Source organism: Thermoflexus hugenholtzii (genome assembly GCF_018771565.1).
Taxonomy (GTDB): Bacteria; Chloroflexota; Anaerolineae; order Thermoflexales; family Thermoflexaceae; genus Thermoflexus; species Thermoflexus hugenholtzii_A.
In genome coordinates this window covers 2751884-2774135 of sequence record NZ_CP076326.1, presented here as the reverse complement: position 1 = coordinate 2774135, position 22252 = coordinate 2751884, and the positions used below count along the sequence as shown (strand labels likewise).

23 protein-coding genes are annotated in these 22252 nt (G+C 67.4%); 13 read left to right on the top strand and 10 right to left on the bottom strand.

Annotated features, from left to right (window positions below; all coding sequences use genetic code 11):
* Positions 1–3: 3 nt before the first annotated feature.
* Together dtd and KNN16_RS12580 are read right to left on the bottom strand one after the other, a co-directional pair.
* On the bottom strand, positions 4–474 hold the full coding sequence (gene dtd, locus KNN16_RS12585; RefSeq protein WP_299286834.1) for a D-aminoacyl-tRNA deacylase: 471 nt from the start codon (positions 472–474) through the stop codon (positions 4–6).
* A 48-nt stretch (positions 475–522) separates the two neighbouring features.
* Positions 523–924 carry a hypothetical protein gene (locus KNN16_RS12580; RefSeq protein WP_303897302.1) on the bottom strand — a complete coding sequence of 134 codons (402 nt, stop codon included), beginning with the start codon at positions 922–924 and terminating at the stop codon, positions 523–525.
* Between the two features lie 193 nt (positions 925–1117).
* Here KNN16_RS12580 and KNN16_RS12575 point away from each other — a divergent pair, with 193 nt between their 5' ends.
* Genes KNN16_RS12575 through KNN16_RS12565 form a run of 3 tightly spaced genes read left to right on the top strand, consistent with a single transcriptional unit; the run spans position 1118 to position 3439 of the window.
* Entirely contained in the window at positions 1118–1513 is a 396-nt protein-coding gene (locus tag KNN16_RS12575) for a hypothetical protein (RefSeq protein ID WP_299286832.1), read from the top strand.
* Positions 1514–1565: 52 nt separating this feature from the next.
* The gene (locus KNN16_RS12570; RefSeq protein ID WP_303900617.1) at positions 1566–2126 is read left to right on the top strand and encodes an IS607 family transposase; all 561 of its coding nucleotides are present in this window, start codon (positions 1566–1568) and stop codon (positions 2124–2126) included.
* Complete coding sequence (locus KNN16_RS12565) at positions 2117–3439, top strand: RNA-guided endonuclease TnpB family protein (RefSeq protein WP_303897300.1); 1323 nt, start codon at positions 2117–2119, stop codon at positions 3437–3439. The genes KNN16_RS12570 and KNN16_RS12565 overlap by 10 nt, the downstream gene beginning before the upstream one ends.
* A gap of 156 nt (positions 3440–3595) precedes the next feature.
* Here KNN16_RS12565 and KNN16_RS12560 read toward each other — a convergent pair whose 3' ends face one another.
* The gene (locus tag KNN16_RS12560; protein WP_088570385.1) at positions 3596–3943 is read right to left on the bottom strand and encodes a hypothetical protein; all 348 of its coding nucleotides are present in this window, start codon (positions 3941–3943) and stop codon (positions 3596–3598) included.
* A gap of 258 nt (positions 3944–4201) precedes the next feature.
* Here KNN16_RS12560 and KNN16_RS12555 point away from each other — a divergent pair, with 258 nt between their 5' ends.
* The 4 genes from KNN16_RS12555 to KNN16_RS12540 all read left to right on the top strand — a co-directional run bounded on the left by KNN16_RS12555 (position 4202) and on the right by KNN16_RS12540 (position 8995).
* Positions 4202–5212 (top strand): LacI family DNA-binding transcriptional regulator, encoded by a 1011-nt coding sequence (locus KNN16_RS12555; protein ID WP_299286831.1) that lies wholly within the window; start codon positions 4202–4204, stop codon positions 5210–5212.
* 72 nt (positions 5213–5284) lie between these two features.
* On the top strand, positions 5285–6604 hold the full coding sequence (locus KNN16_RS12550) for an extracellular solute-binding protein (protein ID WP_303897296.1): 1320 nt from the start codon (positions 5285–5287) through the stop codon (positions 6602–6604).
* Between the two features lie 85 nt (positions 6605–6689).
* Entirely contained in the window at positions 6690–8054 is a 1365-nt protein-coding gene (locus KNN16_RS12545; RefSeq protein WP_303897294.1) for a carbohydrate ABC transporter permease, read from the top strand.
* Entirely contained in the window at positions 8051–8995 is a 945-nt protein-coding gene (locus KNN16_RS12540) for a sugar ABC transporter permease (protein WP_303897293.1), read from the top strand. Before KNN16_RS12545 ends, KNN16_RS12540 begins: the two co-directional genes overlap by 4 nt.
* A gap of 44 nt (positions 8996–9039) precedes the next feature.
* On the opposite strand, the gene KNN16_RS12535 is transcribed toward KNN16_RS12540, so the two are convergent.
* From KNN16_RS12535 to KNN16_RS12515, 5 genes are all read right to left on the bottom strand, one after another.
* Complete coding sequence (locus tag KNN16_RS12535) at positions 9040–9492, bottom strand: hypothetical protein (RefSeq protein ID WP_303897292.1); 453 nt, start codon at positions 9490–9492, stop codon at positions 9040–9042.
* A 93-nt stretch (positions 9493–9585) separates the two neighbouring features.
* Positions 9586–11292: an ATP-binding protein gene (locus KNN16_RS12530; RefSeq protein WP_299286388.1), complete on the bottom strand. Its 1707-nt coding sequence runs from the start codon at positions 11290–11292 to the stop codon at positions 9586–9588.
* A gap of 163 nt (positions 11293–11455) precedes the next feature.
* Positions 11456–12094, bottom strand: coding sequence for a hypothetical protein (locus KNN16_RS12525; protein ID WP_088570379.1), 639 nt, complete (start codon positions 12092–12094; stop codon positions 11456–11458).
* Positions 12095–12106: 12 nt separating this feature from the next.
* Positions 12107–13291: a DNA double-strand break repair nuclease NurA gene (locus KNN16_RS12520; RefSeq protein ID WP_303897290.1), complete on the bottom strand. Its 1185-nt coding sequence runs from the start codon at positions 13289–13291 to the stop codon at positions 12107–12109.
* Between the two features lie 121 nt (positions 13292–13412).
* Positions 13413–13901, bottom strand: a complete 489-nt coding sequence (locus tag KNN16_RS12515) for an EVE domain-containing protein (protein ID WP_303897289.1) — start codon at positions 13899–13901, stop codon at positions 13413–13415.
* A 152-nt stretch (positions 13902–14053) separates the two neighbouring features.
* Between KNN16_RS12515 and KNN16_RS12510 the strand changes: the two genes are divergently transcribed.
* The 6 genes from KNN16_RS12510 (at position 14054) to corA (ending at position 19937) form a co-directional block, all read left to right on the top strand.
* Positions 14054–15136 (top strand): inositol-3-phosphate synthase, encoded by a 1083-nt coding sequence (locus KNN16_RS12510; protein WP_299286376.1) that lies wholly within the window; start codon positions 14054–14056, stop codon positions 15134–15136.
* Positions 15117–16016: a lysophospholipid acyltransferase family protein gene (locus KNN16_RS12505; RefSeq protein WP_299286374.1), complete on the top strand. Its 900-nt coding sequence runs from the start codon at positions 15117–15119 to the stop codon at positions 16014–16016. Before KNN16_RS12510 ends, KNN16_RS12505 begins: the two co-directional genes overlap by 20 nt.
* A 46-nt stretch (positions 16017–16062) precedes the next feature.
* Positions 16063–17217, top strand: a complete 1155-nt coding sequence (locus tag KNN16_RS12500) for a glycosyltransferase family 4 protein (protein WP_303897287.1) — start codon at positions 16063–16065, stop codon at positions 17215–17217.
* 18 nt (positions 17218–17235) lie between these two features.
* On the top strand, positions 17236–17697 hold the full coding sequence (locus tag KNN16_RS12495) for a KTSC domain-containing protein (protein WP_303897285.1): 462 nt from the start codon (positions 17236–17238) through the stop codon (positions 17695–17697).
* A gap of 166 nt (positions 17698–17863) precedes the next feature.
* Entirely contained in the window at positions 17864–18934 is a 1071-nt protein-coding gene (ltaE, locus tag KNN16_RS12490; protein ID WP_303897283.1) for a low-specificity L-threonine aldolase, read from the top strand.
* A 40-nt stretch (positions 18935–18974) separates the two neighbouring features.
* On the top strand, positions 18975–19937 hold the full coding sequence (gene corA, locus KNN16_RS12485; RefSeq protein WP_303897281.1) for a magnesium/cobalt transporter CorA: 963 nt from the start codon (positions 18975–18977) through the stop codon (positions 19935–19937).
* Between the two features lie 14 nt (positions 19938–19951).
* Here corA and KNN16_RS12480 read toward each other — a convergent pair whose 3' ends face one another.
* A complete protein-coding gene (locus tag KNN16_RS12480) occupies positions 19952–21301 on the bottom strand; it encodes a hypothetical protein (RefSeq protein WP_303897279.1) in 1350 nt (449 codons plus the stop codon).
* Positions 21298–22233 (bottom strand): hypothetical protein, encoded by a 936-nt coding sequence (locus tag KNN16_RS12475; protein ID WP_303897278.1) that lies wholly within the window; start codon positions 22231–22233, stop codon positions 21298–21300. Before KNN16_RS12475 ends, KNN16_RS12480 begins: the two co-directional genes overlap by 4 nt.
* Between the last annotated feature and the right edge of the window lie 19 nt (positions 22234–22252).

Genomic DNA, 22252 nt, shown 5'->3' with positions numbered 1-22252 from the left:
CCTTCACGGGCGTCCGGACGCCGGGGGCTCCGGGGCGGCGCGCTCCAGCCAGATGGTGACCGGGCCATCGTTGTGGATCTCCACCAGCATATGGGCCCCGAAAACCCCCATCTGAACCGGGATGCCCTCGGCGCGGAGGGCATCGGCGAAGCGCTCGATGAGGGGTCGGGCGTGCTCCGGCGGGGCGGCGTGGATGAAGCTGGGGCGGCGTCCCTCATACGGGTCCGCATAAAGGGTGAACTGGGAGACCACCAGCGCCTCCCCGCCCACATCCTTCAGCGAGCGGTTCATCTTCCCGGCCTCGTCCTCGAAGATCCGCAGGTGGGCCACCTTCTTGGCCAGCCATTCGGCCTCCGCGGGCGTGTCCGTGTGGGTCACGCCCACCAGCAACACCACCCCCGGGCCGATCCGGGCCACGGTCTCCCCCCCTACGTGGACCGCTCCCTGACGGACGCGCTGGACCAGGACACGCACGGTGGGCTCCTCCGCGTTTGCGGTCGGCAGAGCAGGTGGAATCTCACCTCAGCGTCGCCCGAAGGGGAAGGCCCCCACGCTGGCCAGGGCGATGAACACCAGGAGCAGCGAGAGGCCGTAGGCGGCCAGCATCCCCCGGGCCCGGGCCGGGTTCTCCCGCTCCCGGAAAGCCGCAGCCCCGTGGGCCGCCCCCGCCGCCAGCAGCCCCCAAACCGGATGGATCACCTGGATCGGCGTGAGGGGCACCGCGCCCCACCGCTGGGCCAGCCAGAGCAGGATCCCCAGAGCGACCTGGATGTCCAGGACCACAGGATACCAGCGGACGGCATATCCCACGACGGCGGGCATGGGATCTTCCCGCCGCGAGCGGATCAGCCCGTAAAGGGCGAGGAGGGCGACGATCAAGACCGCCCATCGCCAGACGCTGTGCAGGATCAGCAGCACAGGCATTCCTTGCGTCCTCCCCTCAGAGGATCAGAGGCCCCGGGGCCGCCCCGCGAGCGCGCACGTCCCCAGGAACAACCTGAGTTATTATTCTATGGGAAGATCACGGCCTCAGCGCGTTGGCTCCCGGAGGACAAGGACATGGAAGGGCCAGGCCGTGTCCGCGGGAGATCTCGAATCCCCCGCACAGGAGGCAGATATGCGTGGACATGGGTATCTTCTGGGACTGATGCTCATGCTTTCGGGGTGGGTCCTCGCCTGCGCCCGTCCGGCGGTTTCTCCCACCCCTGCCCCTCCGGGGCAGGTTGTGCGACCCACCCCGACCATCCGGCCGGATCTTCCCCTTCCCCCGGATGCCTTCAACCTGGATGTGACCTCCGCGCGGATCGCTTTTGATACCCGGATGGGTGTTCAGGAGTTGATCGAGTTCTACAAAAGCCGGATGCAGGAGAACGGATGGCAGGTCCTGGGAGCGCCGGCTCAATACGGCCAGGTGGGGAACCTGCTTTTCCAGAAAGATGGGTTGACGGTGAACATCCAGTATCAGCATAACGACCTCACTCAGATCACCTCGGTTCAGATCACCCTTCCATGAGAGGCCAGGGGGTTGACAACTGTTGACAATTTTATTATCATTTATTTCGGCCATGAAACTCTCGGATTGGGCTCGTCAGCAGGGGATAAGCGATATCACCGCCTGGCGGTGGTTTCGGGCAGGAAAGCTTCCTGTCCCTGCCCGCCCATTGCCTGCTGGGACCATCTGGGTAGAAGCGCCTCACCCAGAAGGTATCACCGTGCTTTATGCCCGAGTGTCCTCCGCTGACCAGAAAGAGGATCTGGAACGGCAAGTTCAACGCCTTCAGGCCTTTGCCCAAGAACAAGGTTGGACAGAGGTTAAAGCGGCGACCGAAATCGGCTTCGGGCTGAACGGAAAACGAAAGAAACTTCTACGGATCCTGCGGGATCCCCAGGTGGTTCGGATTGTCGTGGAGCATCGCGATCGGCTGGCCCGGTTCGGATTTGACTTGCTGGAAGCGGCTATGGCCGCTTCGGGGCGACATGTTGTTGTCATAGAGGAGGGGGAAGTGACAGACGACCTGGCGCAAGACGTCCTGGAGATCCTCACCTCGGCCTGCGGGCGTCTGGATGGGCGTCGGTCGGCCAGGAGACGAGCCCAGCCAGCATGGGAGGCAACTGGATGCAAGTAAAGCAGGCGTTCCGCTTCGAGCTGGACCCCAACCGGGAGGCCCGGATCGCCCTGGCGAAGCACGTGGGCGCCGCCCGCTTCGCCTACAACTGGGGCCTGACCCGCTGTTTGGAAGCCCAAGCGCGCGGCGAGCAGATCCCCTCGGCGGTGGACCTCCACAAGGACTGGAACGAGTGGAAGCGGAAGCACGCCCCCTGGTGGGTGGAGGTGTCCAAGTGCGCTCCTCAGGAGGCCTTCCGGGATCTGGAGCGGGCCGTTCGCAACTGGCGGGAGGGCCGGGCCGGCTTCCCCCGCTTCAAGCGCAAGAAGGCTCTGGCGGACAACAAGGCCCGGCTGACCGGCTCCATCCGGGTCACTCCTCGGCACGTGCAGCTCCCTCGCATCGGCAAGGTCCGCACCAAGGAGCGGACGGACCAGCTCCTGGAGCTCCTTCAGTCCGGGAAGGCCCGCATCCTCTCGGCGACCATCTCCCGAGAGGCGGATCGCTGGTTTGTGAGCCTGACCTGTGAGGTGGAGCGCCCGGATCCCGAGCCCCGGGAGGTCCGGGGACCGGAGGATGTGGTGGGCATCGACGTGGGGCTGGAGGCTTTTGCCGTGCTGTCGGATGGAGCGCGGATGGAGGCCCCGAAGCCTCTGGAGAGGGCCTTGCGGCTTTTGAAGCGGCGTTCGAGGCAGCTCTCCCGCAAGCAGAAGCGGACGGTGGTGGAACAAGACCCGGAGACGGGGGAGGAGCGGAGGCGGACGGTTTTCTCTCGCAACTATGAGAAGGCGGCCCTGCGTCTGGCCCGGCTACACCGCCGGGTTCGGAACATCCGCCGGGACTTCCTGCACAAGGTCACCACGGAGCTGGCGAAAGCCAAGCCGGTTCTGGTGGTGGAGGACCTGAACGTGCGGGGCCTGGCGCGGAACGGGAGCCTTTCCCGGGCCATTCTGGATGTGGGGTGGGGGGCCTTCCGGCGGATGCTGGAGTATAAGTGCGCCTGGTATGGGGCCGTGCTCCTCATTGCGCCGCGGGATTTCCCGTCCACGAAGCGGTGCTCGCGCTGCGGCTGGGTTGCTCCCACGTTGCCGCTGTCCCAGCGGGTGTTTCGCTGTGGGGCGTGCGGGCTGAAGGTGGATCGGGATCTCAACGCGGCCCTCAACCTGCGTCGTTTTGGGTTGGCCGCCCTGAAAGGCCCTACCGGGAGTTCCCCGGGAAGTGACGCCTGTGGAGATCCCTCTGGCGGCGGAACGGGCAAGGCCCGGTCTACGAGCCATGGGTCGATGAAGCAGGAAGCAGCCCGTCATGAGTTTCACTCCAGGCGGGTGAAATAAATGACGATGCGCTGCAGAACGGAGACGGATCCCCTTGAGAGAAGAGAGCCGGCCGGGCATCCGGCCGGCTCTCCTGGGCTTGCGGGGCGATCCCGTCGGCGGGGATCCGTGACGGGGAGGATCCCTGACCCGCAGGATGAGGAGAGCGGGCGCCTCCTACATCACCTCCACGGTCATCTCCTCGTGAACGATCTCTGCGAAGCGCTCCAGATCCAGGATGTTCAGGCGCATCTGCTCCGCGTTGCCTTCTTCATCCTCCGCGGGCTCCAGGACGATGTCCGCCACGTCCTCTAACAGCGCCCGCTTGGTGGCGATGCCCAGACGCCCGCGCAGCTGCTCCGGGGTGAGCTCCGGATAATAGGCCGCCAGAGTGTCGAAATCCACTGCGGCCATCGCCAGGTCCTCCAGGAAGAGCTGCTTGGCCAGGATATCCGCTGCGTAGCGCTCCAGCGGATTGCTCCGCCGGCGTCCCCGCCGTCCTTTTCGAGAAGCCGCTTCCGCCATCGCCGCGTCCCTCTCGGGATTGTCCCCTCGAGTATACGCGATCCCCGGAGGCTCGACAACTTCCCGTCCGGACGCCCCGCCCGCGGGCGATCTGCGGATCCCCCGGACATGCCCCACCCCAGTCCCCTCCAGGGACCTGCAGCTCCCCTTGACACCGTTTCCGAATCCGAATATAATGAAATCGCTTTTGTAAAGCGCTTTACTTAAAGTTTTTCCTGCCTGTTGGGGTGGGTTGGCAAGGCCTCTGGGGGAGGGCGCATGCCCAACATCTATGACATCGCCCGGGAGGCAGGAGTTTCCATCACCACGGTCTCCAACATCCTGAACAACAAGGGCCGGTTCAAGCCGGAGACCGTGGCGCGGGTGCTGGAGGCGGTGGAGCGCCTCAAGTATCGGCCGAACTTCGCCGCCAAGAGCCTGGCCGCCCGCCGCACGAACACCGTCGCCCTCTCCGCGTTGCTCACCCCCGAATCCTTCGACCCCCTGAACCTCCAGTATTTCGGCGCCATCGCTCAGGCGATCAGTCGCTCCGGCTTCAACTTCCTCCTTCATATCAGCCACGATCAGGCTTCCTTCGAGGGCTTCGTCGCCGCGGGCCTCTGCGACGGATGGTTGTTGATGATGGTCCGCCGCCGGGACGAGCGGATCTCCCTTCTACGGGAGCTGGGCATCCCGGTGGTGACCATCGGGCGGCCGGACGAGCCGGAGGATATGGATATGGTGGACACCGATTTCGAGCAGACGGCCCGGCTGGCCCTGGAGCATCTGCTTGCCCTCGGACATCGGAGGATCGCTTACATCGCCGAGCCCCTGGATTTCGCTTACTCGGCCATTCGTCTCAACGCCTACCTGAAGCTGTTGCGGGAATACGGCCTGGAGGAGAACGCGGAGCGGGTGGCGGAGACCGATGGCACGGAGGCCGGGACGGTGCGGGCGCTGGAAACGCTCTGGACGCGGTCCCCCCGGATCACGGCCATCATCACCCATGACATCCCGGCCCTCACGGTGCTGCGGGTGTTGAAGGAGTGGGGCCTGCGTATCCCGCAGGACGTCTCGGTGATCGGGTGTTCGGATTCCCCGCTGGCGGCGCTGGCGGATCCCCCGCTGACCACCATCAATCTCTATGTGGAGCGGATCGCGGAGGCGGCGGCGGAGGCCCTGGCCCGCCGGCTGCAGGAGCCGGAGGCCCCGCCCGCCCGGGTCCTGATCCCCGCCCGGCTGGTGGTGCGAGGCTCCACCGGCCCCGCGCCACACGGATCCGATCGCTGACGACCGGAGCCGGCCCCAGGGGCGCCCTTCGGGGTGTCCCTGAGACGGGAGATTTTCACAGGGAGGTGGAAGATGGTTCCGCGACGTTTCTACGTGGTGATGGCGGCCCTCGTTCTGGCGGGCCTGCTGCTGTCGGCCTGCGGGCCGGCGGCCACGCCCAGCCCCACGGCGGCGCCGGCGCCGACACAGCCCCCTCAGCCGACCCAGGCGCCAGCCCCCACCCCCACCGCGGCCCCGAAGGTGAAGATCACCTTCTGGGAGCAGGAGAACGAAGAGGTGGATGCTTTCCTTGACGAGCTGGTCGCCGATTTCATGAAGGCCCATCCCAACATCACGGTGGAGCGGGTGCACTACGGCAACGAGGAGCTGCGCGATCAGTTCCAGGCGGCCAGCCTGGCCGGGGCAGCCCCCGAGCTGGTCCGGGTGCCGAACGACTTCGCCGGGCCCTTCAGCGCCCTGGGGATCATCGCCAAGGCCACCGACGTCTTCGACAAGGCCTTCCTGGACCAGTTCATCCCTGAGGCCCTGAACGCCACCCGGGTGAAGGGGGAGATCTGGGGAGTGCCCGATAACTACGGCAACCACCTGATGCTGCTCTACAACAAGGACCTGGTCAAGGAGCCCCCGAAGGACACGGACGAGCTGATCAAACTGGCCCAGGAGCTCACCAAGGGCGAGGTTCAGGGCTTCGCCTACAACCTGAACGAGCCCTTCTGGCTGGCTCCCTGGCTGGGCGCCTTCGGGGCCTGGCCCCTGGATGAGAACGACAAGCCGTCCTTCGACAACGAAGGAACGGTGGGGGCCCTCCAGTTCGTGCAGGACCTGAAGTTCAAGCACAAGGTGGTGCCCCAGGAGTGCGACTACAACTGCGCCGACACCCTCTTCAAGGAGGGCAAGGCGGCCATGATCATCAACGGCGACTGGTCCCTGGGGGGCTACGCGCAGGTCCTGGGCGACAAACTGGGGGTGGCGCCCATCCCGAAGGTCACCGCCACCGGCAAATATCCCACCCCGATGACCGGCGGGAAATACTGGATGGTCTCCAAGGCCGTCCTGAACGACCCCGCCAAGCTGGAGGCGGTGCGGACCTTCGTGACCTACATGACCTCGGTCGATGTTCAGAAGAAGTGGATCGAGAAGTTCAAGCGGCTGCCCTCCCTGAAGGCCCTCAAGGACGATCCGGCCATCCAGAAGGATCCCATCCTGAAGGGTTCCTTTGAGCAGCTGCTCCTGGGCAAGCCGATGCCGGCGGCCCCGGAGATGCGCTGCGCCTGGGACGCGATGCGCCCGAACCTGGAGGGAGTGATGGCCGGGACGCTCAAGCCGGCCGACGCGGCCAAGGCGATGCAGCAGGCCGCCGACCAGTGCGTAGCCGAGCTGGGGAAGAAGTAAATCCTGCAGGGGCGGGGGGGCCGGCTGGCTCCCCCGCCCTTTTCTCGCCGGACGCCACGCAGATCCGGCGTGGGAGGAAGGAGCGATGGGGGCCCTGACCCCTCAGATTATGATCCGTTCCCTGAGCCAGGTCCTGGGGTTCATCCTGGCGATCGCCCTGGTCCTTCTGCTTCTGGAAGGATACGCCTATCTGCTCTTCTTCCGGCGGCCCCGAACGCTCCCGGCTGCGGTGTTCGCCCGGAGCGTCCAGATCGGCCTCGCCGGGTTGCTGATCCTGGTGATCCTTCGCTTCCTGGAGCAGATCGGTCTGATTGCCGATTGGGTGGCTGCTCTGCGCCTCGCCCCGCTGACCACCCTCCCGGAGCGCCTCTGGGCCGCCTGGGCGGCGGCCGTCCCCAACCCATGGCGCTTCCTCCTCCCCGGGGCCCTGGTGCTCGCACTGGAGGCGTGGATCTACCTGACCGGCGAGCCGCGCCCCTCGCGCCTGGGCCTGGCTTATGTGCTGATCCTGCCCGCCCTGCTGGGCATCAGCCTCCTGATCGTGATCCCCTTCCTGTATGAGGTCCGGCTCGCCTTCTCCAACATGGCGATGTATACCGCCCAGAACCCCGAGTTCGGGCTGCGCTACGGCATCGAAAACTTCATGAAGGTGTTCACCGGCCCGGTGGCGAAAGACGCCACGTTCTTTGAGGTATTCGGCCGGACTGTTCTCTGGACGGTGATCAACGTCTCCCTTCACGTCACCGGGGGTCTGAACCTGGCCCTCCTGCTGAACCGCCCCATGCGGCTGCGGGGCCTGTATCGGACCATTCTGATCCTGCCCTGGGCCGTCCCTTCGACCATCACCGCCATGGCCTGGCGCAACGAGTTCGATTTCCGCTATGGGTTCTTCAACATCATGCTCCGAAACCTCCAGCAGTTCTTCACGGACCTGGCGGCCCAGACCCAGAGCCTTCCGCTGATTTATAACCTCTTCGCCTGGCTCTCCCAGGCCGTCCATCCGGTCCCGTGGCGGCAGGATCCCACCTGGGCGTTCATCTCGGTGGTGATGACGAACGTCTGGCTGGGGATCCCCTTCATGATGGTGGTGATCCTGGGCGGTTTGCAGAGCATCTCCCAGGAATATTACGAGGCGGCGGAGATCGATGGCGCCAGCAAGTGGCAGCAGTTCCGCCACATCACCTTGCCGCTCCTGCGCCCGGTCCTGGTGCCGGCGACCATCCTGGGGACCGTGTGGACCTTCAACCGGTTCGAGGTGATCTTCCTGGTGACCCAGGGAGGGCCGCAGGAGAAGACGGACATCCTGGTCTCCTCGCTTTACAAGGCGATCTTCCAGTTTTACCGCTACGGGTTCAGCGCGGCCTTTGCCCTGGTGATCTTCTTCATTCTGCTTCTCTGGTCAATCCTCTACCTGCGGATCACGAAGGGGTTGCGGGGGGTTTACGAATGAAGCGGGAGGAGTTCTCCCTTTCGGCGATTGAAGTTGCGGCGGCGCCGGCCCGAGCGTGGCCCCGGCTTCGGGTGCGGGCCCTCTTCCGGCGCCCCCGGGGGGATAGCCCGATCAAGCGCCTGTTCATCCACATGGCCCTGTGGATGGCCTGTCTGATCGCCGTCTATCCGGTCCTGCGCGTGGTGACCATCTCCCTGCGGCCGGCCAACAAGCTGCTGACCACCAGCCTGGCCATCATCCCGGAGGACGCCACCCTGGCCAACTACATCGAGCTGCTGGTGGGGCGTCCGGGGCGTCCGACGGAGTTCTACCTCTGGATCTGGAACAGCCTGCTCATCACGGTGACCACGGCCACCGTGGGGCTGCTGCTCTCCGCCACGGCTGCCTATGCCTTCTCGCGCTTCCGCTTCCCCGGGCGGGATGCCGGGCTGATCTTCCTGCTGAGCACCCAGATGTTCCCGGCGGCGATGCTCTTGCTGCCCCTCTTTATCATGATCGCCCGCCTCAACCTGATCAACTCCTACCTCGGGATCGTGATCGCGTATTCGGTGACCGCCGTTCCCTTCAGCATCTGGATGCTGAAAGGCTACTACGACACCATCCCTCGCGATCTGGAGGAGGCCGCGCTCATCGACGGCGCCTCCCGCCTGGGAGTCCTGTGGCATATCATCCGCCCCCTCTCGACGCCCGCCCTGGCCATCGCTTTCCTCTTCAACTTTATGAGCAGCTGGAACGAATACATCGTCGCCCGCATCATCCTGAACAAGCGGGAGATGTATACCTGGCCGCTGGGGCTGTGGACGTTCACCGAGCAATACACGGTGTTATGGGGGAAGTTCGCCGCCGCCTCCATCCTGGTGGCCGTGCCGGTGACCCTGCTCTTCCTGTATTCCTCCCGCTGGCTGCTCTCCGGTCTAACCCTGGGAGGCGTGAAGGAATAAACCGGGCGGACCCTTTCAGCGTCCGCCCGCTCCTCGGATCGGGATCATGGGCCCTCGAGGGGCTCCCGGGCCCGGTCGGGTGGGCACAGGAAGGGTGAGCCTCCGCGACCGGCGTGATAGGCGTATCGCCGTCCCTGCGCTTCCAGGACGATCCGATAGCCGGGCGTGAGGACCTGCAGATACATCCGCCCGGGCTCGGGGCATCCCAGGCTGCTATCGGGCCAGGTCACCGCCCGCGCCTCGATCACCCGGATTTCCTCAGGATCCAGGCTCAGGCGAGCCGCCAGATCCTGTCGAGCCTGCTCCACCAGCGCCTCCAGCTGCGGCTCCACGATGGATCCTCCCGGGGCGCCCGGAGCGAGCGTGGGTTCGGCCGGCGCAGGAAGCGGCGAGAAGCCCTCCAGCGGAGAAATCCCTGGGCGGGCCGGCGCGCACGCGCCCATCACCCCCAGCAGCACCCCTGCGAGCAGCATCCAGCGCCTCTGCCCTATCTTCATTCGAAGCCTCTTAGGGGAAAGATTCACCCGCCTGATGCCGGGCATCCAAGAGACGTCCCCTGGAAGGTGAGGGTTCCGTCTCGGTCAGCGGGATCAATCTTCATCCCGCATCGCCCTGAAGTATTTCTCGACCACATCCGGCGGCCTGTCGCCCTCCCTCCGCGCCAGATCCTCCACAAAGGAGGAATCGTAGTCGCGGGTCCGCACCACCACCGGCATCGGCACGGCGTGGCCCAGCAACAGGGCCTGCTGCTTGGTCTCCAGGCGGGCCAGCACCTCCCGCAGCCGGGAGGCCCCCGAGATCCCGGAGAGGGCCGCCCGCACATCCTCCTCGTGGTCCAGCAGACACAGCACCCGCGTGCCGATCTGGGAGAGGACCTCGCCGTCGATCTGGCTGGGCCGCTGGTCGACGATCAGCAGCGTCACGTTGTATTTGCGCAGCTCCCGGGCGATGGTCCCGAACACGGTGTGCTCGGCGATGCCGGGCTGGAGGAACTTATGGGCCTCTTCGACGACGATCACCAGGTGCGGGGGCTCCTGGCCCGGGTCGCCCAGGGCCATCTCCTTCCGCCGGACGTATTCGGCGTGGATGCGGCGGGTGAGGTAGTTGGCCACCAGCACGTAGGCCGCCATGTCGTTGCCGTAGCGGCCGAACTCCAGGACCACGCTCTGGCCCTGGAGCAATCGGGAGAGAACCGCCTGGGCCGCGTCCTCCGGAGCCCGTGGGATCAGAAACCGAAACCGGTGGAAGAGGCCCAGCTTGCGCTGGAGAGCCCCCAGGGTGCTGCTGGTGATCAGGTCCCGCTCCACCAGCTCGGCCAGAGGGCTTCCGCCTCCCTCCTCGTCCTCCACGGGCGGCGCCTCTTCTTCCTCCAGGAGGATGCGCAGCCAGTCCCGGCCCAGCCGCCGCCGCAGCATATACAGGGCGCCGATCTGGACCTCGGAGAGGCCGATGACGCCGCGCAACAGCTCCACATCCTCCGGCTCGATTTGATCGTAGCCGATGCGGATCACCAGGTCGTAGCGGCTGTTCCGGCGCCGGGAGGACTCCTCATCGAGGGTGGCGATGACCACGCGGGAGAAGCATCCGGGCAGTTGCTTCAGGCCCGGCACCTGCCCGCCCTCCCCCGGCGCGCTCCATCCGTATTCGTTGTGCATATCGAAGATCAAGGCCACCGAGGCGTTGTGGTAGATCACCCCGGCCAGGAGCAGCCGGGCCAGGAAAGTCTTTCCGGTGCCGCTCTTCCCGAAGACGCCGCTGGAGCGCTCGACGAGACGATCCAGGTTCAGGGGGATGCGCACCCCCGGCATGTCCAGGGGCTCCCCGATCACGAAATAGCGGTCCTCCCCTTCCTTCCGACGGGGTCGAAAGATGGCGTGCACCTCCTCCTCGGTGGCCTCATAGACCGGGGCGAAGTGAGCGGGGACGGTCTTCACCGGCCGGGGGAGGGGATCCCCCTCCTCCAGAAGCAACATGGGCTGCACGTGGATCTGCCCGAACACCCCGATCCCGGAGACCATATCCCGGATCAGCGGATCATCGGGATCCGGGGGCATGCGGGCGAGATCCGGGTTGGCGCTGTCCAGCCGGATGTCGGTGATCATCCCGAAGAAACGCCGCCGGTATCCGTGGATCACCACGTAGCGTCCCACCGCCAGCCCTTCGATGGCGATGCGGGGGTCGAGTTTCACCACCAGCCCCTCGGAGAGAGAGCCCCCGATCACCCGTCCCAGCCGGCGCGCCTCCTTCTCGGAGGGCCGATTCGGGGAACGCTCCATCCCTTCGCGTGGCCAGGCCATACGCCGATCCTCCTTGCGGGGTCCCCAGCCGGTCTTCGACGGCTGGGGTGCCCCGAGATCCTCCCCTTTAGAGACGAAGACGCCCGCAGGTGTCAACCCCTCCCGGAGCGGAGAAGACCGTGGGCGCTTGTCCGGGTGCTCCGCGTAATGATTCGTGGGCTGCTCATGAAGGCGCTCCGATTTCCACCGCGGCGCGGATGCGGCGCAGGAGCTGGGCCAGACGGATCGGCTCGTCGGCCAGCAACCGCACCAGCTCCTGGCCGGCCTGGATCACGAAGTCCCGCCGGGCGGGCCCGGAACGTGCCTCGGCGGCCGTGCGGATCACCGCCGCCACCACGTCGTCGGAGGCCTCCCGGGCCTCCACCAGAGTGCGCAGGAAATCCGGCCGCTCGGTGAAGCGATGGATCTGGGATGGAAGACATGCGTAAACCGGCTCCAGCAAGGCGGGAGGCTGGGGTGGGATCCCATAGGCGGTCCCTCGCTCCCGCAGATAGCCCAGGATGAGCACCCCGATCTGGACCGGGATGTTGCGGTTTTCGATCATGTCCTGTTGGATCTCCTGGGGCGGGATCTCCTGCAGGGCCACCATGCGGGTCAGCTCATCGCCTTGCAGGACCAGGTCGTAGATCACGCCGATGATGGTGGTCTCCCCCCGGGCGGTCTGGACGAAGGAGCCGAAGGCGGGGATGTCATCGGCGGTCAGCCGGCAGCCGACGCGGAAGGCCCGGGCGCTGGCCTCGATGACGCGACCGATGAAAGCGGGGCCGGATGAGCTCCTCGGATGCGCTCCCGGGCTGGCCATCTCCGATCCTCCTCACCGTAGCCATTCTTTCTGCTGGGCTTTTGCGGAGATCATCGGTCGGAGGCCGCGGCGCAGAAGCGCCTCCTGGATCATCTGCTCCAGGCGCGCCCGCTCCTCCGAGCGGATGCGAGCCAGCTCGTGAGCCCGGGTCAGCAGATAGGGATAGGGCGCCTCCGCCAGGATCCGACACTGGTCCCAGATCGTCCGATGCAACCGGTCCAGCCGCTCCCGATCCTGAGCCACCCATTCCGGGATCTCCACCCGGGCCAAGTGGGGCCGACCGGGCGTCCCCACGTTCACGTAGAAGAAGAGCAGGCGGTGCCCCTCCTGGCCCAGGCGCTCGTTAATGGGCCAGCTCAGGGCGAAGAGGGCGGAGCGCTCCCCGGGCTCCAACAGCTCGGCGAAGAGGGTGCGATCCCGCAGCTGCCCGAAGGGGTAATCGGCGATCTTCTCCCGCGAGAGCTCCTCCAGGAGACCCAGGGCCAGCAGCCGCAGCACCGCATGGCCGGTGGGCCGGTCCACATATCCGGCGATGGCGCCGCCCGTCCCTTTCGCGGTCTCCAGGGCGCGGAGGACCCGGCCGAGGAGCTCCCGATAGCGCTCGGGGGGGAGCCCGGCGAAGGGTTCACCGCGGGCCAGGGCCCAGGGGAGCAACAGGCCGTCCGCCAGGCCGACCGGCGGCCCGAAGGGATCCGCCGCCCGGGCGGCCATCGCCGCCGCCAGCTGCTCCAGCTCCTGGATGTCCCGTTCCGCCTCCAGGTCGTTAAGCGCCCGCATCTCCCCGTCGTCGGTGAAGAGCTCCTCCTCCCGATACCAGAACACCAGGTGATGCCGGGTCTGCGGGGGAGCCCCGGAGCCGGCGCGCATCTCGATCAGGCCGATGTTGAGGACGAAATAAGGCACCGTCCCGTGGCGATCCGGGTAAATCTGGGAGCCGTCGGCGGCGATCACCAGGGCCTGGGGCTGCTCCGGGGGCAGCGGGAAGCGGGCCGCGAGGGGCTCGCCTCCCGGGAAGGCGCCCCGCCAGCCGAATCGCTGGGCCTCCCGGGCCAGCCGCCCCAACCGGTCCAGATCCTCGGAGAACCGGTGGAGCAGGCTCAGCGCATAGCGCAGGGTGGGGGGATGCGCGCGCAGGCGCTCTCCCGCGTAATCCGCCAGCTCCTGCACATACACGCTCACCTGCCGCCAATCCAGCATGCCAGATCTCCCCCTTCCCGGACTGGAGGCCGCCGCACATCCCTCCCTCTCCGACGCCCCTTTCGAACCGTTGCGCTCTTCCTTCCTTACGAAGGCTCACACGAATGATCCGTGGAGCACCTCAATTATAGTCTCGCAGGAAGGCATCCAGATCCGCAGCCTGCTCGGGGTTCAGGGCCCGGATCAGCCGGAGGAGAGCCTCCAGCCCCTCGGGTGTGATCCGGAAGACGGTGCCGTGATGGAGGCGGAGGAACTCGAAGTGAGATCGGGCCCCGGGGAGCTGGCGGATCAGGGCGAGGGGAATGGGCTCGTGGAGCAAGAGGACGGGAGCGGGGGCCAGGTCGAAGGTGTCGTAAGGCCCGCCGGGGACCTCCGGATAGCCGTCCGAGGCCAGGCGGGCCAGCCCGATCACTCCCTCTCCCGCCTGATACGCCACCACGATATCCCCTCGACGCATCTCGCGGATGCGGGCCCATGAGAGAGGCGAACGGATCCACTCCCGCCCGCCCCAGTTGCGCCCTTCTTCGGCCGGATCCCGGAAGAAGTCCCGCCAGTGCCAGTCGCTGGCCGCGGCGCTGGCGACCACCCACCATGCGCGAGGCAACCGCATCGGACCTCCCCCATCCTCCCCTTTCTGACTTCTCATCATTGGGGAACTCCGCCGCCGGGGCAAGCCCGCGTCGGGGCGCTGCTTTTGGCGAGGGGAGACAGCTCGGCTAAAGTAATGCAAATGAGCCATCCTCACCTGCGGGAGGTTCCACCGTGGCGGATCGAAAGGTGCGCGTGGCCATCATCGGCGTCGGGAACTGCGCCTCCGCCCTGGTCCAGGGCGTGTGGTATTACCGGAACGCCCCCGACGACGCCTTCGTCCCCGGCCTGATGCACGTGCGGCTGGGCCCTTACCATGTGGGAGACATCGAGTTCACGGCGGCCTTCGACATCGACGTCAACAAGGTGGGGAAAGATCTTTCGGAGGCCATCTTCACCCCGCCCAACAACACCCTGAAGTTCGCCGACGTGCCCCGGCTGGGGGTGAAGGTCTATCGGGGCATGACCCACGATGGGATCGGCCGCTATCTCTCCGGGATCATCCGCAAGGCCCCCGGCCCGACGGACAACATCGTCAAGATCCTCAAGGACACGGGCACCGACGTGGTGGTGAACTTCCTGCCCGTGGGCAGCGAGGAGGCCACCAAATGGTATGTGGAGCAGGTGCTGGACGCGGGCTGCGCCTTCGTGAACGGGATCCCGGTGTTCATCGCCCGGGAGCCCTACTGGCAGCAACGGTTTGAGGAGGCCGGCCTCCCGGTGATCGGCGATGACGTGAAGTCCCAGGTGGGGGCGACGATCCTCCACCGCGTGCTCACCCAGCTCTTCATCGAACGAGGCGTGCGGGTGGAGCGGACCTATCAGCTGAACTTCGGAGGCAACACGGACTTCCTGAACATGCTGGAGCGGGAGCGGCTGGAGTCCAAGAAGATCTCCAAGACCAGCGCGGTGACCAGCTTGATCCCCTACGAGCTCCCGCCGGAGAACATCCACATCGGCCCCAGCGACTACGTCCCCTGGCTGCAGGACCGCAAGTGGTGCTACATCCGGATTGAGGGGACCACCTTCGGCGGGGCGCCCATTTCCCTCGAGGCGAAGCTGGAGGTGTGGGACAGCCCGAACTCGGCGGGGGTGGTGATCGATGCGGTGCGCTGCGCCAAGATCGCCCTCGACCGCGGGCTCAAGGGGGCGCTGATCGGCCCCTCGGCGTATTTCATGAAATCGCCTCCTCGCCAGTTCCCTGACCACATCGCCCGGCAGATGGTGGAGGATTTCATTGCGGGACGCGGGGTCTGAGGCGCTGGCCTGGGCGGTGTATCTCCTCTTTCGGGGCCTCGGGGCGGCGGCCGGGCGGCTGCCGCCCCGCTTCGCCTATATGCTGGCCGCACGCCTGGCCGACGTGTGCTATCCCATCCTGCCCGCCACGGCCGGCCTGCGGGATAACCTGGCTCACGTGCTGGGGGTCTCGCCGGAGGACCCGGCGGTGCATCGGACGGCCCGCCGGGCCTTCCGGCTCCTCTGGCAAAATTACGTGGACCTCTTCCAGGCCCCCCACCGTCCGCCGAGGGCCTGGTTCTCCTCCATCCGGGTGGAGGGATGGGCGCATCTCGAGGAAACGGTGCGGGCGGGCCAGGGCGGGATCGTGGTGAGCGCGCACTACGGCTGCGTGGAGTGGGGGCTGCAGCTGCTGGGGGCCAGCGGCTTCCCGGCCCTCGCGGTCGCGGAGGCGGTGCGCCCGCCCGCGATGTTCCGCTATCTCTGCCGGCTGCGGGGCGCCCACGGCCTCCGGCTGATCCCGGCGGATGGGGCCCTCCGGGAGGTCTTCCGCACCCTCCGACAGGGAGGGATCGTCGCCCTGGCCCTGGACCGCGACACCACCGGGAGCGGTCGGGTGTATGCTTTCTTTGGGGCGGAGGCATGGCTGCCGGACGGCTACGCCGAGCTGGCGGTCCGCCAGGGCGCTCCGGTGCTGCCCGCCTTCGCCCGGCGGGAGACCCAGGGGGTCTCTTTGCGGGTCTGGCCTCCCCTCTGGCCATCCGGGAGGTCCACGGAGGCTCGGGACGAACTCATCGCCCGGGTCCTGGAGATCTTCGCCGGGGTCCTGCGGGAGGCTCCCGAGCAGTGGGTGTTGACCACTCCCATCTGGCAGATCCGGCCGGGGGAACGGCGCGCTTGAGGGGATGGGACTGCCGTCCGACCGGCGGGGCTGGAGGCCGCCGTCCATGCGCATCGCCCTGGTGTCCCCTTACGATTTCGCCGTGCCCGGCGGGGTGAACAACCACATCGCCCATCTGGCCCGGAGCCTGCAGCGCCTGGGCCATGAGGCCCACATCATCGCGCCGGCCTCCGACGGACGGTCCAGCGGGGACGGGTTCATCAACGCCTCGGCCTCGGTGATCGCTTTCCCCTTCGCCGGCTCCATCGCCCGGATCACCCTCTCGCCGCGCCTCTACCGCCGGATCAAAGGTATCCTGCAGTCCGGCGCCTACGATGTGTTGCACCTGCACGAACCCCTCACCCCCGCCCTCCCCCTCGCGGTCCTGCGGCACCGGGATCTGGTCCCTCAGGCCATCGCCGTGGGCACGTTCCACGCCTATCGGGAGGTGAGCCGGACGTATTACTACGGCAAGCCGCTGCTGCGGCGGTTCTTCAAGCGGCTGGACGGCTGCATCGCGGTCTCGGAGGCAGCGCGGCAGTATCACATGCGCTACTTCCCGGCGGATTACGTCGTCATCCCCAACGGCATCGACTATGCCCGCTTCGCCGATCCCGCCCTTTGTCCCCCTGAGCCCTTCGACGACGGCCGTCCCACCGTCCTCTTCGTGGGGCGTCTGGAGCGGCGCAAGGGATTGCGCTATCTCCTGGAGGCCTTCGCCCGGGTGCAGGCCGCATGTCCAGAGGCCCGGCTGCTGGTGGTGGGGGCCTTCGGAAAGGCGGAGAAGGCGCCTTATGTGGCCCAGGCCTGGGCGCTGCGCCTGCGCCAGGTTCGTTTCATCGGCTACGTGCCGGACGCCGAGCTGCCCCGTTACTATCGGGCGGCCACCGTGTTCTGCGCCCCTTCCATTGGGATGGAGAGCTTCGGCATCGTGCTCCTGGAGGCCATGGCGGCGGGGGTGCCGGTGGTCGCCACCGATATCCCGGGCTATAACGAGGTGGTGGAGGACGGCGTGCAGGGTTTCCTGGTTCCCCCGGAGGACCCGGAGGCCCTGGCGGAGGCCCTGTTGCGGCTGCTGCGCGATCCCGCCCTGCGGGCGCGGATGAGCGCCGCCGGCCGCCAGCGCGCCCGCCAGTATGATTGGGACGAGATTGCCCGCCGTGTGGTGGAGTTCTACGAAGAGGTTCGGGAACGGGTCCGCCGGGGGATGCGCGGCGTGTGAGGCGAAAGGAGGGAGGAGATGGAGACCGGGCAATGGGTGGAATACGATCCCGAGACTGACGCGCTCCGTCTGCGGTGGAGGGAATCGCCGGATCTCTCCGTCCGCCTGGAGGTGCGCGGGGGAGAGGGGACGCTCTCCATCGCGCCGTTGCGGAAGTGGCGGCCGTTGCTGGAGGCCCTGGGGCTTCCCCTCGAAGCGGAGCGCCTCCCTTCGGGATGGATCGGTGTGGACTCCAGCATGATCAGCGCGGTGCGTTATCACCCCGAGGAGAGGATCCTGGAGGTCGCTTTCAACAAGGGGGTTTATCTCTATTACGGGGTGCCGCCGGAGGTCTTCGCAGGCCTCCTGCGGGCGGAATCCAAGGGGCGCTACATGCGCGCCCATGTCATCGATCGATATCCGTGGATCAAAAAGAGCCGCCTGCTGGCCCGCCAGCGGACGGACGCCTCCCGGAGGTCTGAGGAATCTCCATCCGCATGAAGAGATCGCGGTTGGAGACAAAAGCCCCTCACCGGCCCGGGATAGCGGTCGAAATGAATTTCGGCCTACAATCGTTGTTGTCGGAGCGGCTTCAGCCGCGACTTCTTGCGTCATCCGAGGAGTTCCCTGGGAGATTGAGTCCCATCTGAAGCGAACGAGGGGGAAGATGCTGGACGGATGGATCGATTTGCGCAGCGACACGGTGACGCATCCCACGCCGGCCATGCGGGAGGCCATGGCCCGGGCGGAGGTGGGGGATGACGTATTTGAGGAGGACCCGACGGTGCGGCGGCTGGAGGAGGTGGCCGCCGAGCGGATGGGGAAGGAGGCCGCCCTCTTCGTCGCCAGCGGCACCATGGCCAACCTGGTCTCCCTCCTCACCCACTGCGGCCGGGGCGATGAGGTGATCGTAGGGGATCAGGCCCACACGTTCCTCTCCGAAGTAGGCGGGATGGCCGCCCTGGGCGGCATCCACCCGCGCCCGGTCCCCAACCAGCCCGACGGGACCATACGCTTGGAGGACATCGAGGCGGCCATCCGGACGGAGGATGTGCATCATCCGCGGACCCGGTTGATCGCCCTGGAGAACACTCATAACCGCTGCATGGGCGCGGCGTTGCCGCCGGATTATCTCCAGGCGGTGCGGGCCCTGGCCGACCGGCATGGATTGCGCGTCCACATCGACGGCGCCCGGATCTTCAACGCGGCGGTGGCGCTGGGGGTGCCGGCGGCGGAGCTGGCCCGGCATGCGGACACGGTGACCTTTTGTCTCAGCAAAGGGCTATGCGCGCCGGTGGGCTCGCTGATCTGTGGGCCCGCCGCGTTCATCCGGGAGGCCCGCCGGGTGCGCAAGATGGTGGGCGGAGGCATGCGGCAAGCCGGAGTGCTGGCCGCCGCCGGCCTGGTCGCCCTGGAGACGATGGTGGATCGTCTGGCGGAGGATCACCGGCGGGCCCGGCGCCTGGCCGAGGGCCTGGCGGAGATCCCCGGGATCCGCATCGAAGCCCATCGGGTGCAGACCAACATCGTGATCTTCGAGCTGGACCCTCAGCTGTCGCTCTCGGAGGAGGCGTTCCTCGCCGCCCTGGCCGAGCGCCGGGTGAGGATCCTGCGCTGGGGTCCCCGGCGCTTCCGGGCCGTGACCCACTACTGGATCGATGACACGGACATCGATCAGGCCCTCCGGGCCATCGCGGAGGTGGTAGGCCAGGCGATGCGTGGGCCTCACCTCTCGTGAAGGGCTCCCTTCACGCCCGAAACGCGATGAGGATCCTCGCATGAGCATCCGTTGGGTGATCCCAGGGGGAGGCGCAGAGGTTTCAACGAGGGAGGAGGCCATCCCGGCCCTCCTCGCCCGCTCCGACGGCTTCCTCTGGCTGGACCTGTGTCCCCCGGAGGAGGCGGATCGCCAGCGGCTCCGGGAGGCCTTCGGGTTCCATCCCCTGGCCCTGGAGGATGCCTTTCGGGCGCGGGAGCGGCCCAAGGTAGATGCCTACCCCGATCACTACTTCATCGCCTTTTACGCGGTGGGATATGAGACGGAGGACGGGCTGTCCCTCCGCCCCCTCCACATCTTCGCCGGCCCTCGCTATGTGGTCACCATCCGCTCCCAGCCGATCCCGGAGGTGGAGCAGGTCATCGCTCGCTGGCAGGGTCCGGAACGACAACGGGTGCCCACGCCCGGGAGCGTGGTCTATGATCTCCTCGATGCCGTCGTGGACGGCTACTTCCCGGCCCTGGATCGGATCGCGGAGGAGGTGGAGGAGCTGGAGGAACGGATGTTCGCGGGAGGCGACGGCCATCTGGTGGAGGCGATCTTCCGCATGCGCAAGACCCTGCTGGAGCTGCGCCGGGTGGTGGCCCCGGAGCGCGAGGTGATCAACCTTCTGCTGCGGCACGAGCTCCCCGTCTTCCGCTCGGAGGACATGGCCTACTTCCAGGACCTCTACGACCGGCTGGTCCGGCTGATCGAGAGCATCGATCTCTACCGGGACATGCTCTCAGGAGCCCTGGAGAGCTATCTCTCCCTGCAGTCCAACCGCCTGAACGAGATCGTCAAAGTCCTCACCATCGCCTCCATCATCCTGATGGCCAACGCCCTGGTGGCCGGGATCTACGGGATGAACTTTCGCTACATGCCGGAGCTGGAGTGGCCATGGGGGTATCCCATGGCCCTCCTGATGATGGCAGGGATCAGCGCCGGCCTGGCGCTCTTCTTCCGCCGACGGGGCTGGCTGTGATGGAGCCGAACCTTTCACCGGCGCCAGGGGAGCCGCAGGCCGCCGCGGGGCTCGGGGCGGGAGGAGGCCGCCTGGGCGATGGCCGGAAAGAACTCCGCCAGCATGCCTCGCAGGGCCTCGGCGAACGAAGCCGTCTCCGCCGCGTATCGGCCCTGGGTGAGGGCCTGGAGCGCCGCCAGGAACTCCACCCCCAGCCTCAGGTTGGCCTGGGCGCGGGCGACGTCCACATCCAGTAGCGGCAGGACGCGAACGGGAAGCGCCCGGGGCAGCCGCTGACGAAGGATGGCCTCCACATGATCTCGCAGGCGGCTCACCAGGAGATCCCCGCTCTCCGCACGCACCTTGTTGAACACCACGCGGATCCGCTCGAAGGCGGCAGGCCCGGCCATCCGATACACCGCCGCCAGCCAGGAGGCCCCAGCGATCAACCCGGTGTCCTCCGGCTCCAGGACGATGAACAGCACATCCGCGATGTTGAGGGCGCGAAGGGAGAGGGGGCTCAACAAGTTGTTGCCGGAGTCCAGGATCACCGTGTAGCCCTCGCTCGCCGCCCGTCGCACCCCGAACTCCAGCCAGTCCGCCGCCCGGGCCATCAGCGGGCCGGAGCGCTCCCCCAGGATCTGGTCCACCACCAGGACCCCCGCCGTCAGGCGAAGGTCCCAGCGCACACCCTTCGGGGAAGGCACGGAGGTCCAGAAAGTCGGCACGTGAGCGCCCGGCTGGAAGATCCCCGGGGACGCCGCCGGGGGCGGCCCGGCCGCGGCGAGGTCCACCACGGAATAAACGGTGCTCTCCTCCCCCAGACGGAAGAAATCCACCATGTTGCCCCGGGTGTCGGATTCCGCGTCGAACACCCAGATGGGGACGCCCAGGGCGGCCAGCAGGGCCGCGGCGTTGGCGGCAAGGGAGGATTTCCCGGTCCCCCCTTTCGGGCCCCCGAAGCCGATCACCCGGGGGGCCGTCCCCACGATCACCGGGCCCCGGTAGAGCTGCTGCAGGTAGCGCTCCCGATCCCCCGCCCGGGCCTGCTCCACCAGCTGGCTCAGGCGGCCTGCCAGCTCCTCCGCAGCCCGCTCCGGGGAGAGGACGGGGAACTTCCGCGCCTCGGCCCAGAGGAGCCAGGGATCCCCCGCCGCGGCCACCGCCACAACGGGAGCCCCGGTGTCTTTGAGCACCCGCTCCACCACGGCGATCTCCATGCCGGTCTCCGAGGCCACCACCACCAGCAGCTCGGGATGGAACCCGATGAGGATCTCCGGAGGCTGCTGGCCGGGCAGCGGGATCGCCTCGTGGCCCAGGGCGGCAAGCCGGTTGGCGATGGAACCGGCGATCCCGGTGAGGGTCCCCAGCACCACGACCTTCATGGCGCACCTCCGCTCGGCTTCGTCGGCAGGGTGGAGGAGATCGGGAGGAAGAAGGCCGGCGGCCCCGCCTCCGCCCGCCCGGATCGGACCCACTCCTGCAGGTCCCCCTCGGAGAAGGCGGAGGAAGGTAGAATCTCCGCCCGGGCGCACGGCGGGGCCAACAGCAGATGCACCTGCTCCGCGGACCCCAGGACGTAAGCGATCCCCTCCGCCGCAGCCTCCGGGATGGCGACCAGCACCTGAGGGGACCCGCCGGAGGATGCGGAAGCGCTCACTCCGCCTCCGCCGACTGCCCCGGCCTCCGACCTCGTCGACGGCGCGCTGATCCCCAGCACCGAGCGCACCACCACCCGGGCGATCCACTTCGCCAGCGGGCGGGTCGGTGGGGTGATCGGTTGGGTCGCCGCAAGGGAGGAGGCGGGCGATGAGGCTTCCTCCGGGCTCAGGGACGCGGCCGGCCTGGTCGACGCCCCTGTCTCTCGGAAGAAAGCGACAAGGTCCATACAGTCCCCGGGACGCAGGGCGCTCACAGGCGGCCCGCTGACCCGACCGCCTACCGACAGGACCATGAGCCGCTCGCCTTCCTGAAGAAGGGCCGAGAGGCGGCCCGGCGCGGTGATCTGGCGGGGCGGGACGATGGCGGTCCGTGGGACCATGGCTCCCGCCGGGACGAACATCACCACCGTCCCCCCTGCCAGCCCCCGCATCTCCTCTTCGCGGATCATCCCGGAGAGGGCGGGGCTCTCATAGGCCGTGACCGTCCGCAAATCCCCTTCCTGGATCACCCGGCCTGGGTGCAGCGGGATCGCAGCGACCGCCACCGACACCGTCCGGGGGACCCCGATGGTCGCGAACGTGCGGGCGATCACGGCCACGACCAGGGCCAGTCCGACTCCGATTAACAGGGGAAGCATCTGTCGGATCCTTCGCATCGTTTCCTCCGCAGTCTCG